Source organism: Thermus oshimai DSM 12092, from assembly GCF_000373145.1.
GTDB classification, from domain to species: Bacteria; Deinococcota; Deinococci; order Deinococcales; family Thermaceae; genus Thermus; species Thermus oshimai.
Genome location: NZ_KB890605.1, coordinates 1 through 12739, shown reverse-complemented (window position 1 = coordinate 12739; position 12739 = coordinate 1). Strand labels below are relative to the sequence as shown.

14 protein-coding genes and 1 rRNA gene are annotated in these 12739 nt (G+C 67.9%); 7 read left to right on the top strand and 8 right to left on the bottom strand.

Annotation, left to right across the window (positions count from 1 at the left end; genetic code table 11):
* Positions 1 to 18: 18 nt before the first annotated feature.
* Complete coding sequence (era, locus tag B043_RS0104550; RefSeq protein WP_018461098.1) at positions 19 to 924, bottom strand: GTPase Era; 906 nt, start codon at positions 922 to 924, stop codon at positions 19 to 21.
* A 48-nt stretch (positions 925 to 972) separates the two neighbouring features.
* Between era and dprA the strand changes: the two genes are divergently transcribed.
* On the top strand, positions 973 to 1965 hold the full coding sequence (gene dprA / locus B043_RS0104545; protein WP_018461097.1) for a DNA-processing protein DprA: 993 nt from the start codon (positions 973 to 975) through the stop codon (positions 1963 to 1965).
* A 58-nt stretch (positions 1966 to 2023) separates the two neighbouring features.
* Here dprA and B043_RS0104540 read toward each other — a convergent pair whose 3' ends face one another.
* The gene (locus B043_RS0104540; RefSeq protein WP_016328521.1) at positions 2024 to 2932 is read right to left on the bottom strand and encodes a manganese catalase family protein; all 909 of its coding nucleotides are present in this window, start codon (positions 2930 to 2932) and stop codon (positions 2024 to 2026) included.
* Positions 2933 to 3035: 103 nt separating this feature from the next.
* Between B043_RS0104540 and B043_RS0104535 the strand changes: the two genes are divergently transcribed.
* Both B043_RS0104535 and B043_RS0104530 read left to right on the top strand, forming a co-directional pair.
* A complete protein-coding gene (locus B043_RS0104535; RefSeq protein ID WP_018461096.1) occupies positions 3036 to 3944 on the top strand; it encodes a LysR family transcriptional regulator in 909 nt (302 codons plus the stop codon).
* 32 nt (positions 3945 to 3976) lie between these two features.
* Entirely contained in the window at positions 3977 to 4933 is a 957-nt protein-coding gene (locus B043_RS0104530) for a branched-chain amino acid transaminase (RefSeq protein WP_016328519.1), read from the top strand.
* 222 nt (positions 4934 to 5155) lie between these two features.
* On the opposite strand, the gene trmH is transcribed toward B043_RS0104530, so the two are convergent.
* Genes trmH through dcd form a run of 5 tightly spaced genes read right to left on the bottom strand, consistent with a single transcriptional unit; the run spans position 5156 to position 8558 of the window.
* Positions 5156 to 5731 (bottom strand): tRNA (guanosine(18)-2'-O)-methyltransferase TrmH, encoded by a 576-nt coding sequence (trmH, locus tag B043_RS0104525; protein ID WP_018461095.1) that lies wholly within the window; start codon positions 5729 to 5731, stop codon positions 5156 to 5158.
* Complete coding sequence (hisG, locus tag B043_RS0104520; RefSeq protein ID WP_018461094.1) at positions 5715 to 6338, bottom strand: ATP phosphoribosyltransferase; 624 nt, start codon at positions 6336 to 6338, stop codon at positions 5715 to 5717. Before hisG ends, trmH begins: the two co-directional genes overlap by 17 nt.
* Positions 6335 to 7414 (bottom strand): ATP phosphoribosyltransferase regulatory subunit, encoded by a 1080-nt coding sequence (locus B043_RS0104515; protein WP_018461093.1) that lies wholly within the window; start codon positions 7412 to 7414, stop codon positions 6335 to 6337. The genes hisG and B043_RS0104515 overlap by 4 nt, the downstream gene beginning before the upstream one ends.
* Positions 7411 to 8010 carry a peptidylprolyl isomerase gene (locus B043_RS0104510; RefSeq protein WP_018461092.1) on the bottom strand — a complete coding sequence of 200 codons (600 nt, stop codon included), beginning with the start codon at positions 8008 to 8010 and terminating at the stop codon, positions 7411 to 7413. The genes B043_RS0104515 and B043_RS0104510 overlap by 4 nt, the downstream gene beginning before the upstream one ends.
* Before the next feature lie 2 nt (positions 8011 to 8012).
* Positions 8013 to 8558 carry a dCTP deaminase gene (gene dcd, locus B043_RS0104505; protein WP_016328514.1) on the bottom strand — a complete coding sequence of 182 codons (546 nt, stop codon included), beginning with the start codon at positions 8556 to 8558 and terminating at the stop codon, positions 8013 to 8015.
* A 60-nt stretch (positions 8559 to 8618) separates the two neighbouring features.
* Here dcd and B043_RS0104500 point away from each other — a divergent pair, with 60 nt between their 5' ends.
* Positions 8619 to 9455: a putative Ig domain-containing protein gene (locus B043_RS0104500; protein WP_018461091.1), complete on the top strand. Its 837-nt coding sequence runs from the start codon at positions 8619 to 8621 to the stop codon at positions 9453 to 9455.
* Here B043_RS0104500 and B043_RS0104495 read toward each other — a convergent pair.
* A complete protein-coding gene (locus tag B043_RS0104495; RefSeq protein WP_018461090.1) occupies positions 9452 to 9931 on the bottom strand; it encodes a macro domain-containing protein in 480 nt (159 codons plus the stop codon). The genes B043_RS0104500 and B043_RS0104495 overlap by 4 nt on opposite strands.
* Before the next feature lie 28 nt (positions 9932 to 9959).
* Here B043_RS0104495 and B043_RS0104490 point away from each other — a divergent pair, with 28 nt between their 5' ends.
* The 3 genes from B043_RS0104490 to B043_RS0104480 all read left to right on the top strand — a co-directional run bounded on the left by B043_RS0104490 (position 9960) and on the right by B043_RS0104480 (position 12731).
* Positions 9960 to 10667 (top strand): SDR family NAD(P)-dependent oxidoreductase, encoded by a 708-nt coding sequence (locus B043_RS0104490; protein ID WP_018461089.1) that lies wholly within the window; start codon positions 9960 to 9962, stop codon positions 10665 to 10667.
* Positions 10664 to 11125 carry a transcriptional regulator NrdR gene (nrdR, locus tag B043_RS0104485; RefSeq protein WP_016328510.1) on the top strand — a complete coding sequence of 154 codons (462 nt, stop codon included), beginning with the start codon at positions 10664 to 10666 and terminating at the stop codon, positions 11123 to 11125. The genes B043_RS0104490 and nrdR overlap by 4 nt, the downstream gene beginning before the upstream one ends.
* 99 nt (positions 11126 to 11224) lie before the next feature.
* Positions 11225 to 12731, top strand: a 16S ribosomal RNA gene (locus B043_RS0104480).
* Positions 12732 to 12739: the final 8 nt, after the last annotated feature.

Below are 12739 nucleotides of genomic sequence, written 5' to 3'. Positions count from 1 at the left end.
GCCCCAAGGAAAGCGGGCTCACCCTATGGAGGAGCGGTAGCCCAGCTCCCTCAAAGCCTCAGGGTCCTTGCGCCAGTCGGGGTAGACCTTGACCTCGAGGTCCAGGTACACCTTCCGGTTCAGGAAGACCTCCAGCTGCTTCCTGGCCGCCTGGCCGATCTCCTTGAGCTTCCGCCCCCCTTCCCCGATGACGATGGCCTTCTGGGAAGGCCGCTCCACGAAGAGGAGGACCTTGATGTAGAGGATGCCGTTTTCCCGCTCCGCCACCTCCTCGGTCTTGGTGGCGATGGCGTAGGGCAGTTCGTGCCAGAGGCGCTTCATGGCCTCCTCCCGCACGATCTCCGCCACCCACTCCCCGAAGTCCTGGTCGCTTTTGGCGAAGTCCTCGGGGTAGAAGAAGGGGCCTTCCGGGAGGAGGGCGAAAAGCTCCGCCTTGAGCTCCGCCACCTGGCGCGGGTCCAGGGCGGAGAGCATCCGGGGCTCGGCCTCGGGAAGGAGGGCGTGGTAGGCCCTAAGGGCCTCCTCCGGGTACTTGGCCTCGTCCAGCTTGTTGCCGATGAGGAGGATGGGCACCTTCCCCACCAGGGGCTTAAGGGCCTTGGCCACCATCTCGTCCTCCGGGGTGGGGGGGTGGCGGAGGTCCACCACCCAAAGCACCGCGTTCACGTCGGAGAGGGCCTCGTAGACCTCCTGGTCCATGAACTCCCCCAGGGCGTCCATGGGCTTGTGCAGGCCCGGGGTGTCCACGAAGACGATCTGCCGCCTTCCCTCCGTGAGGATGCCCCGGAGGCGCTTCCTTGTGGTCTGGGGGCGGGGGCTGATGGGGGCCACCTTCACCCCCAGGAGGGTATTGAGCAGGGTGGACTTGCCCACGTTGGGCTTGCCCACGATGGCCACGAATCCGGAGTAGGTCTTCTCGTCCATAGGTGATCCCGGCCCAAGGCCGGCCCCTTTCCTGTTTAGTATACCTCCATGGACCCTCTGGCCCTGGCCCTCCTCCCGGGGATCGGCCCCAAGAGGCTCCTGGAGCTCCTTCTGGAGGAAGACCCCCTTTCCGCCTTAAGGGCGCGCTTCCCCCAGGCCCTCCCCCACCTGGAAGGAGCCCTGGCCCGGGCCGAGGCCGAGCGCCGGCGGGCGAAGGCCCTGGGGGTGAGGATCCTGGGCCTATGGGAAGAGGCCTTTCCCGAAAGCCTCAAGGCCCTCCCCCAGCCCCCCACCCACCTCTACCTGAAGGGGAGCCTGGAGAGCCCCGCGGTGGCCCTGGTGGGCACCCGCAAGGCCTCCCCTTGGGCTTTGGGCTTCGCCCGGAGGCTCGCCCGGGCCCTGGCGGAGGCCGGGGCCTACGTGGTCTCGGGGCTCGCCCGGGGGATTGACCGGGAGGCCCACCTGGGGGCCCTGGAGGCCGGGGGAAGGACCCTTGGGGTTTTGGGGAGCGCCCTGGACCGGGTCTACCCCCCGGAGCACCAGAGCTTAGCGGAAAGGGTAGACCTCCTCTCGGAGTTCCCCTTCGGCACCGGGGCCAAGGCGGAGTTCTTCCCCCGGCGGAACCGCCTCATCGCCGGGCTCGCGCAGGCGGTCATCGTGGTGGAGGCCCCCCTGGACTCCGGGGCCCTCATCACCGCCCGCCACGCCCTGGAGCTCGGGAAGGAGGTCCTGGCGGTGCCGGGAAGGCCCACGGACGAGAACTCCTTGGGGGCCAATCGCCTCATCCAGGACGGGGCCTACCCGGTCCTGGCCCCCGAGGACGCCCTTTCCTACCTGGGCCTGAAGGGGCGCCCTAAAGACCCCGGGCTTCCCCCGGAAGAACAGGCCCTTTACGAGGCCCTCCGGAAGGGAGAGGCCCTCCCCGAGGACCTGGCCCAGGCCCTGGGCCTTTCCGTGGGGGAGGTCTTGGGCCTCCTTGCCCGCCTCGAGCTCAAGGGCCTGGCCCGGGCCCTGCCGGGGGGGCGGTACGGGGCAGGGTAAGCACCCCGCCGAAGCTTCCGCCTCGGCGGGGGCGGGCAGAAGGGGTCAGCCCCCTAGGCTACTTGGCCTTTTCGTAAAGCTTCTTGGCGATCTCGTAGAGCTCCGCGGGATGGAACTCGGGGGCGAACTCCGCGGCGTCGTGGCCGGCGTCAAACACGGGGCCGCCCTGGGGGGGCCCGTCCACCACCACCACCTCGCTCCCGTCCTCGGGGGAGGCGCCCCGCCAGATGAGGCCCAGGTCCTTGTAGTCCTCAGGGCTGAAGCGGTAGAGGTTGCGGTGGAAGCCCAGGTCCATGAACTTCTTGGCCTCGGGGAAGCGGCTGTTGTCGATGCGGGGGATGGGGAGCAGCTTGGTCATCTCCACCCCGGTGAGGGTCTCCAGGGCCTTGCCGTAGGCGGCGGCGTGGACCCCGCCCCGCACCAGCAGGTAGCCGATCATCTCCCGGGCCACGGGGTTGTCCGTCATCTCGTAGACCCGGAGCTTGTGGGTGCGGGCGGCCACCTCCAGGAAGAAGTTGTGGAGAAGGTCCAGGATAAGGTTGCCGCTGGTGAAGACGTACTCCCCGTGCCAGTGCTCCCCCATGGAGCCCATGACCAGGCTGTTGGCCCCCCCTGCGATGAAGTGGGCGGTGTTGCGGGCGTCCTTGGCAAAGCCCAAGGGCGCGGCCACGGGGTCCACCCCCTCCTCCTGGTCCTTCCCGGGGTTCTTGGCCAAGAGGGCGTTGATGGTGGCGGCCACCAGCTCAATGTGCCCCAGCTCCTCCGTGGCGATGTTGGCGATGAGGTCGTAGTAGGGCTTGAGGGCCTTCTTCCCCCGGAAGTTGAAGGACTGGTACATGTAGTTCATCAGGGTGGACATCTCCCCAAACCGCCCACCCAACAGGGCCTGCACCGCCGCGGCGGCGTTGGGGTCCTGCTCCTTGGGCATGGGCAGCTCGATCTGCAACCGGTCAATCCTCAGAAACATCCCTTGCACCTCCTTGCCGGGTTTCCCCGGCGATTCCCACGGTAAGGGGTGGGGAAGGCATAAGTCCAATAGATTCTTGGGCCACCGGCTATAAACTAAATCTATGACCTTGGACCAGCTGCGCTACCTGGTGGCCCTGGACGAGGAGCGGAACTTCACCCGGGCCGCGGAACGGGTCTTCCTGACCCAACCCGCCCTGAGCATCCAGATCCGGCGGCTGGAGGAGGAGCTGGGGGTGCGCCTCTTTGACCGGAGCAAAAAGCCCCTAGAACCCACGGAGATCGGCAAGCAGGTGATCGCCCAGGCCCGCCGGGTCCTGGAGGAGGCCGAACGGCTCAAGGCCCTGGCCCGGGGAGAGGAAGGGGTTTTCCAGGGGCCTTTCCGCATCGGGGTCATCCCCACCCTGGCCCCTTACCTCCTGCCCAAGCTCCTCCCCCGGCTCAAGGCCCGTTTCCCCGCGCTGGAGCTCTCCGTAAAGGAAACCCTCACCCCGGGCATCCTCCAGGGCCTTTTAGAAGGGCACCTGGACGCGGGGCTCATCGGAACGGAGGAGCGCGCCCCTGGCCTCGAGGTCCACCCCCTGTTCCGGGAAACCTTTTTGGCCTACGTCTCCCCCCAGCACCCCCTCTACCACCAGCAGGCCCTCCACCCCCTGGAGATCCCCCTGGAGGACACCTGGGTCCTGGCGGAGGGGCACTGCTTCCGGGAGCAGGTCCTTTCCGTGTGCCGCCCGAGCCTTGGGGCCAAGGGGGTGGAGTTCCAAAGCGGGGATCTGGAAACCCTGGTCCTCCTGGTGGAGGAGGTGGGCGGGCTCACCCTGCTGCCGGAGGTGGCCCTCTGGACCCTTCCCCGGGAAAAGCACCGCCACCTTAGGCCCCTAGACCCTCCCCAGGCCGGGCGGACGGTGAACCTGGTCCTGCGCTCTGGGGCCCTGAAAAGGCCCGTGGCCCTGGCCCTAGGGGAGGAGGTGCGGGCCCTGGCGGAGGCCTTACGCCTCGAGGCCAGCGGGTAAAAAAGCGCTATGATGAGGGCCGGAGGTTCGCCATGGTCAAGCCGGAAGCCAAGGGCGGGGACGTGCACATCCGGGCGGGGCTCATCTGGATGAACGGCCGCATGGTGCCCCAGGAAGAGGCCAAGGTGAGCGTGCTGAGCCACGCCCTGCACTACGGCACCAGCATCTTTGAGGGCATCCGGGCCTATGAAACCCCTAAGGGGCCGGCCATCTTCCGCCTGAAAGAGCACGTCCGGCGCTTCTTCCACTCCGCCAGGGTGCTCCGCATGGAGCTCCCCTACACCCCAGAGGAGCTGGAGGAGGCCATCAAAGAGGTGGTGCGGCAAAACGGCTACAAGAGCTGCTACATCCGCCCCCTGGCCTGGATGGGGGCCAAGGCCCTGGGGGTGAACCCCCTCCCCAACAACCCCGCGGAGGTCATGGTGGCCGCCTGGGAGTGGGGGGCCTACCTGGGGGAGGAGGCGGTGCGCAAGGGGGCCAAGCTCATCACCAGCTCCTGGGCCCGCTTCCCCGCCAACGTCATGCCGGGGAAGGCCAAGATTGGGGGCAACTACGTGAACTCCGCCCTGGCCAAGATGGAGGCCGTGGCCGCAGGGGCGGACGAAGCCCTTCTCCTGGACGAGGAGGGGTACGTGGCCGAGGGGAGCGGGGAGAACCTCTTCTTCGTGCGGGACGGGGTGATCTACGCCCTGGAGCACTCCGTGAACCTGGAGGGCATTACCCGGGACTCCGTGATCAAGATCGCCCGGGACCTGGGCTACCAGGTCCAGGTGGTGCGGGCCACCCGGGACCAGCTCTACATGGCGGACGAGGTCTTCATGACCGGCACCGCCGCGGAGGTCACCCCCGTGTCCATGATTGACTGGCGGCCCATCGGCTCGGGCACCGCCGGGCCCATCGCCCTGAGGCTAAGGGAGGTGTACCTCGAGGCCGCCCGGGGCCTCCGGCCGGAGTACGAGGGGTGGCTCACCTACGTGAACGGGCAATAAGCGCCTTGGGAAAAGCATCCCAGCTACCAGGCGCGCATCCGGGAACACCAGGCCCAGATCGAGGCCGAACTGCTAAAACCTGCGCCCCGGTGGGGCTCGTTCGCTACCGGAAGAAGGAAATGGAGGCGTACCAGAGCCGGGTGCGGCGGCCTTTGCGGGGAAGGGAGGGCCAGCCATGGGCAAATCCGCCCGGAAGACCCTAACCTCAAGGAGAGGCCCTCCTCACTTCCTGAGCCAGTCCTCCAGGACCTTCCGGTAAAGCTCTGAGTCCAGGCGGGGCTTTTCGTAAAGCCCCGCCTTTAGCCTTTGCCGTTGGGCCTCAAAAAGGATCACCGCCGCGGCCACGGAGACGTTGAGGCTCTGCACCATGCCCAGCATGGGGATGTGGATGTGCCCGTCCGCCAGGGCCAAGGCCTCCTCCGAAACCCCCCACTTCTCCGCCCCCAGGACCACGGCCACGGGACGGGTGTAGTCCACCTCCCGGTAGTCCAAGGCCCCTTCCCTCAGGGCGGTGGCGTAGACCCGAAAGCCCTGGGCCCTTAGGTGGGCGAAGGCGGAAGGGGTATCGGGGTGGACCCGGAGGTAGACCCACTTGTGGCTCCCCCCGCTGGTCTCGTTGTAGGTGGGCACCCCCCCGGTGGGGTTCACCGCGTGGGCCTCGAGGACCCCCACCGCGTCGCAGGTGCGCAGGATGGCGGAAAGGTTGTGGGGCTTGTGGACGTTCTCCAGAAGTACCGTGAGGTCGGGCTGCCTGCGCCTCAGGACCTCCTCTATGCGCCGCCTACGGGCCTCGGTCACGGTTCCTCAGTTTAGCGATGAGGGGCTTTAGGAGGTCCCGCTTGAGCTTCAGGGCCTGGCGGTTCACCACAAGCCGGGCGGTGGAGTGGGCCAGGACCTCCACCTCCACAAGGCCCGCCGCCTTCAAGGTGGCCCCGGTCTGGACCACGTCCACCACCGCGTCGGCCAGGCCCGTGACCGCGGCCAGTTCAATGTTCCCGGAAAGCTCCACGATGTCCGCGGCCCAGCCCCGCTCCTTCAGCACCCGGGCGGTGAAGGCGGGGTACTTGGTGGCGATGCGGCGGATGGGGCCCGTGTCCCCGGGGCGGCGGATGAGGGAGAGCCGGCAGGCCCCAAAGCCCAGGTCCACGGGCTCATACAGGTCCCGCCCGGACTCCAGGAGGATGTCCTTCCCCACCACCCCCACCTCGGCGATGCCCAGGTCCACGTAGACCGGCACGTCCTTGTTCCTGAGCTCCAGAAGCCCCACCCCGCCCTCCTCCCCGTGGAGCAGGGCCCGGGCCTCCCCCAGGGGGGGAAGGGGAAGGCCCGCCGCCTTCAGAGCCTCGTAGGCCTCCTGGAACATCCGCCCCTTGGGTAGGGCCACGGTGAGGAGAAAGCGCTTCATTCCACCCTCCAGATCCGCTCCCCTTCCGCCAGGTAGGGGATGCCCCGGGCCCGGGCGTAGGCCAGGGGGTCTTCCCCGTGGAAGAGCTCCACCCGCCTTTCCCGGGCGAAAAGGCGAAGGGCCTTCAGGTCCAGGGCCAGAACCTCCGGGGGGCTTTCCTCGGGGCTTGGGCGGAGGGCTTCTAAGAGCCTTTCTACCCCTAAGGCGAAGCCCGCGGCCATGGGGAGGAGGGCCCCGTCGTACCGCCCGCCCCCAAGGAGGGGGAGGCCGAAGCCCGGGGTGTAGGCCCGGAAAAAGATGCCGGAGTAGTACTCAAACCGCCGGGCCATCCCGAGGTCCAGGAGGACGGGGCGCTCCAGGAGCTCCAGGGTCTTTTCCAGCCCCCTTAGGGCGGCCTGGGCCCTGGGGGGGAGGGGGAGGCGCCTCGCCTCCTCCAGGACCTCCTTCCCCCCGTAAAGGTCGGGGAGGGCGAGGAGGGCCTCCCGGATGGGGGGGGGCACGGGGTGGGCGGAAAGGAGCTCGGAGAGCTCGGGGAGGTTCTTGCGGTGCACGGCCCCCTGCAAGGCCGCCCGCACCCCTTCGGGAAGCCCGGAGGCGAGAAGAAGCTCCCCCACCAGGGCGGGAAGGCCCACCTCTAGGACGGCCTCCACCCCCAAGGCGGAGAGGGCCTCCAGGGCCAGGTGCAGGACCTCCGCGTCCGCCAAAGGCCCCGTGACCCCGATGAGCTCGAGGCCCACCTGGGTGTACTCCCTATACCGCCCAAGCTCCGCGTCCGCCTCGCGGAGCCATAGCGTCCCCGCATACTGGTAGCGCACCACCCCAAAGCGGGGGTGGGCCCGGAGGAGCCGGGCCAGGGCGGTGGTGAACTCGCTCCTTAGGGCCAGGACCTCCCCCGTCTTGTCCACCAGCTTGAACGCCCGCCCCGCCAAGGGGTGCGCGGGGTCGTAGAGCTCCAAGGCGGGGAGCTCCACCCGCTCGTAGCCGTAGCGGGCGAAGAGGGCCTGGAGGCGGTCCATGACCTCGGCCCGGAAGCGGGCCTCGGGGGGCAGGAGGAAGCGGGTGCCCTCGGGGATCATTCCTTGACCAGGATCTCCACGGAAAGGATCCGATCCCGCTCCCCCCCGGCCCCCGGGCCCTCCGTGGGGGCGAGGCGCTTCACCACCTCCATCCCCTCCACCACCCGGCCGAAGACGGTGTAGGCCCCCGTGAGGTGGGGGGCGGGGCCCAAGGTGATGAAGAACTGGCTACCGTTGGAGTTGGGGTCCTGGGTGCGGGCCATCCCCACCACCCCCTCCCGGTCAAAGCCCAGCCCCGGAACGATCTCCAGGCCGAAGGTGTAGCCGGGACCGCCCCGGCCGGTGCCCGTGGGGTCCCCCGTCTGGGCCACGAAGCCGGGGATGACCCGGTGCCAGACCACCCCGTCAAAGTAGCGGTGGAGGGCCAGGAAGACGAAGGAGTTCACGGTGTTGGGGGCCTCCTTCTCCAGGAGGTCCAGGAGGACCTCCCCCTTGGTGGTCTTGAGGCGGGCGAAGTAGTCCTTCCCCGGCTCCAAAACGGGCTCCGGGGCCTTGAAGCTCCGCACGGGCGTTTCCGACAGGTAAGGCACGGGCCGCATGGCCTCACCTTTGCACGCGGAAAAGAAAAAGGCAAGGAGGAGGAGAAGGTAGGGCATGGCTACACCTTGGGCAGGGTGATCCCCCGCTGGCCCTGGTACTTCCCCTTCCGGTCCCGGTAGGTGACCTCGGGCCTGGGGCCCTCCAGGAAGAGGAGCTGGACGATCCCCTCCCCGGCGTAGACCTTGGCGGGAAGGGGGGTGGTGTTGGAGATCTCCAGGGTCACGTGCCCCTCCCAGCCGGGCTCCAGGGGGGTCACGTTGGCCACGATGCCGCACCGGGCGTAGGTGCTCTTGCCGAGGGCGATGGCGATGACGTTTTCCGGCATGCGGATGTACTCCACGCTCCTTGTGAGGGCGAAGGAGTTCGGGGGGATGATGACCTCATCCCCCTCGTACTCCACGAAGCTCCGCTCGTCAAAGGCCTTGGGGTCCACCACGGTGGAGAAGACGTTGGTGAAGATGCGCCACTCCCGGCTGGCCCTCAGGTCGTAGCCGAAGCTGGAAAGCCCGTAGCTGATGACCCCTTCCCGCACCAGGCGCTCCTCAAAGGGCTCAATCATGCCCTTTTTGGCCATCTCCCGGATCCACCAGTCCGGCTTCACCATGCCCTCAACTATACCGCCCTTGCCCTGCGGTGGGGGGCCCGCCTGGTCTAAACTAGGCCCATGCGGAAGCTTTTGCCCCTCCTTCTCCTCCTCGCGGCCTGCGGCACCCAGGACCTGGGGGGCACGGAGGCCCTACGGCTCACCGCCTCCACCCTGCCCCCGGCCTACCTGGGGGAGGTCTACAGCTTCGCCTTCAGCGCGGAAGGGGGGGTTAGGCCCTACGCCTTCAGCCTCGAGGGCAAGCTCCCGGAAGGCCTCGCCTTCCAGGGGGGAAGGCTTTCCGGCACCCCCAAGGAGAAGGGCCAGTTCCCCCTCATCCTCACCGTGGAGGACGCGGCCAAAAACAGCCGCGCCCAGAAGCTCACCCTCACCGTGGGGGACCCCCCGCCCCCCAGGCTCGCCCTGGTCCTCCCCCCCGCCCAGGTGGAGGGGCCCTTCCTCCTCCTGGCCCGCCTCGAGGCCCGGGAGGCCCTGGGCTTCCAGCTGGAACTCCCCCTCCCCGACCTCGCCCCCGCCCTGGAGAGCCTAAGGACGGCAAGCCCCGCCTACCTCCTGGACTACGACGGGGAAAAGCGTCTCCTCCGCCTGGACATGGCCTTCGCCAAACCCCTCAAGGACCTGGAGGCCTTCCGCCTCCTCCTCACCCCCGAAAAGCCCCTCACCCCCAGGCTCACCCCCAAGGTGGTCTTCTACGACAAGGAGGGGAAGCCCCTGGGCCAGCCCCTCCCCCGCAAAGGGAGGTTTGAGGACCTCCTCAAGCTGGCCCAGAACTGGGGGAAGAAGGGGGAGGGCCTTCCCGGGGACCTGGACGGGGACAAGGAGGTGGGCCCCAAGGACTTGGAGAAGCTTAAGGAGGGGTACTTCCAGACCCCCAAGGAGGAAACGGGCACCCCCTAAAGGGCCTTCCGGATGGCCTCCGCGTCCTCCTTGCGGTACCCGTAAAGGGTGACCTCCAGGGTGTCCGGGGCCTCCCGGATCTCCTCCACCATGACCCGGGCCACGGCCTCCACGGGAAGTCCCCCCACCCCGGTGCCCAAAAGGGGGAAGGCCACGGTCTTAAGGCCGAGCGCCACCGCCTTCTCCAGGGCGCTTCGCGTGGCCCGGCGCACGGTGTCCAGGCTGGCGGGCTCGTCCCCCAGGACGGCCGCGTGGATCACGTAGCGCGCCTTCAAGTTCCCCGCCCCGGTGACCGCGGCCTCCCCCACGCGGATGGGGCCGATACGGTCGCACTCCTCCTGGATGGAGGGCCCCCCCTTCCGGAGGATGGCCCCCGCCACCCCTGCCCCCAGCTTGAGCCAGTTGTTGGCCGCGTTGACGATGGCCTCCCCCTCAAACTCGGTGATGTCCCCTTCCGCCACCCGGATGCGGGCCATACCCCTATTTTCCCGTACAATGGGCCTGATGTCACGGGATCTCTTGGGCCTCGAGGGGCGGATCGTCATGGTCACCGGGGCGGGCCGGGGCTTCGGCCGGGCCATCGCCCACGGCTACGGCCGCAACGGGGCCACGGTCATCGCCGTGGACCCCGACGTGGAGCTGGCCACCGCCGTGGCCTCGGAGGTGGAGGCCCTGGGGGCCACGGCCATCCCCATCCGGGGGGACATGAGCGTGGTGTTGGACGTGACCAGCACCTTTGAGAAGGTGGAGGAGCTCTTCGGGCTTCTGGACGGCATCGTGCACGTGACCGCCGCGGAGAGCAAAACCCCTTTCGTGGAGCTCATGGAAAGCGAGTGGTACGACCTTATGAGCCAGGACGTGAAGTCCAGCCTCTACGTCCTCCAGCAGGGCCTGAGGCACCTGGCGGGCGGGGGGTTCGTGACCATCGTCCTCCCCCCCGAGGCCCGCCTGGAGCCCCACACCCTCTCCGTGCGCAAGGCGGTGGAGGGGCTCATCGAGGGGGCCACCCGCACCTTCCCCGGGGTGCGGGTGAACGGGGTGGTCCCCTCCCGGGACCCCGTCTCCGAGGAGCACGACCAGCCCCTGGTGCGGGCGGCCTTGGGCCTCGGGTCCATGGTCTCCGAGGGCATCCGGGGGGCCCTCCTCTCCGTCCAGCTCCCCGAGCCCCCCATGCCCCCCGAGCTTTACGAGCTCTACCGGGAAGTGCCGTGAAGTGCCCCTACTGCGGCCACCCCGACACCCGGGTGGTGGACTCCAGGCCCTCCGACGAGGGGGCGGCCATCCGGAGAAGGCGGGAATGCCCCGCCTGCGAGCGCCGCTTCACCACCTACGAGAGGACCCAGCTGGAGCCCCTCATGGTGGTGAAGCGGGACGGGAGAAGGGAGCCCTTCAACCCGGACAAGCTCTTAAGGGGCCTCCTCCTCGCCTGCGAGAAGCGCCCCGTGGACCTCGAGGCCCTGAGGCGCTTCGCCTACACCTTTGAGGACCAGGTCACGGGCCCCGAGATCACCTCGGAGGAGATCGGCCTCAAGGCCATGGCCTTCCTAAGGGAGCTGGACCAGGTGGCCTACATCCGCTTCGCCTCCGTCTACCGGGAGTTTGACTCCGTGGAGCGCTTCATCGAGGAGATCCGCCGCCTGGGGGGTGTTGACAAGAAGGAGGGGGGCTGATAGCATGGCTTTTGCTGCGCGGGCGGGAAGCCCAAGCAGGGGGATCTTGAAAAGGGGAGAGGCAGCACACACCTGAACCCAAACGCCTTCGGGCGTACTTTTTTGGAGAGTTTGATCCTGGCTCAGGGTGAACGCTGGCGGCGTGCCTAAGACATGCAAGTCGTGCGGGGTGGTTCGCCACCCAGCGGCGGACGGGTGAGTAACGCGTGGGTGACCTGCCCGGAAGTGGGGGACAACCCGGGGAAACCCGGGCTAATCCCCCATGTGGTCCCGGCCCCTGGGCCGTGACTAAAGGCCAAAAGCCGCTTCCGGATGGGCCCGCGTCCCATCAGCTAGTTGGTGGGGTAACGGCCCACCAAGGCAACGACGGGTAGCCGGTCTGAGAGGATGGCCGGCCACAGGGGCACTGAGACACGGGCCCCACTCCTACGGGAGGCAGCAGTTAGGAATCTTCCGCAATGGGCGAAAGCCTGACGGAGCGACGCCGCTTGCGGGACGAAGCCCCTCGGGGTGTAAACCGCTGAACCTGGGACGAAAACCCCCACAAGGGGACTGACGGTACCAGGGTAATAGCGCCGGCCAACTCCGTGCCAGCAGCCGCGGTAATACGGAGGGCGCAAGCGTTACCCGGATTCACTGGGCGTAAAGGGCGTGTAGGCGGCCCGGGGCGTCCGGCGTTAAAGCCCACGGCTCAACCGTGGAACCGCGCCGGATACGCCCGGGCTAGACGGCGGGAGAGGGTGGTGGAATTCCCGGAGTAGCGGTGAAATGCGCAGATACCGGGAGGAACGCCAATGGCGAAGGCAGCCACCTGGCCCGCCCGTGACGCTGAGGCGCGAAAGCGTGGGGAGCAAACCGGATTAGATACCCGGGTAGTCCACGCCCTAAACGTTGCGCGCTAGGTCTCTGGGTCCTCTGGGGGCCGAAGCTAACGCGTTAAGCGCGCCGCCTGGGGAGTACGGCCGCAAGGCTGAAACTCAAAGGAATTGACGGGGACCCGCACAAGCGGTGGAGCATGTGGTTTAATTCGAAGCAACGCGAAGAACCTTACCAGGCCTTGACATGCTGGGGAACCCGGGTGAAAACCCGGGGTGCCCGCAAGGGAACCCCAGCACAGGTGCTGCATGGCCGTCGTCAGCTCGTGTCGTGAGATGTTGGGTTAAGTCCCGCAACGAGCGCAACCCCCGCCCTTAGTTGCCAGCGGGCAAGCCGGGCACTCTAAGGGGACTGCCGGCGAAAGCCGGAGGAAGGCGGGGACGACGTCTGGTCATCATGGCCCTTACGGCCTGGGCGACACACGTGCTACAATGCCCGCCACAAAGCGACGCAACCCGGCAACGGGAAGCCAATCGCAAAAAAGCGGGCCCAGTTCGGATTGGGGTCTGCAACCCGACCCCATGAAGCCGGAATCGCTAGTAATCGCGGATCAGCCACGCCGCGGTGAATACGTTCCCGGGTCTTGTACACACCGCCCGTCACGCCATGGGAGCGGGCTCTACCCGAAGTCGCCCACCCCTACAGGGAGGCGCCCAGGGTAGGGCTCGTGACTGGGGCGAAGTCGTAACAAGGTAGCTGTACCGGAAGGTGCGGCTGGATCACCTCCTTTCTAAGGAG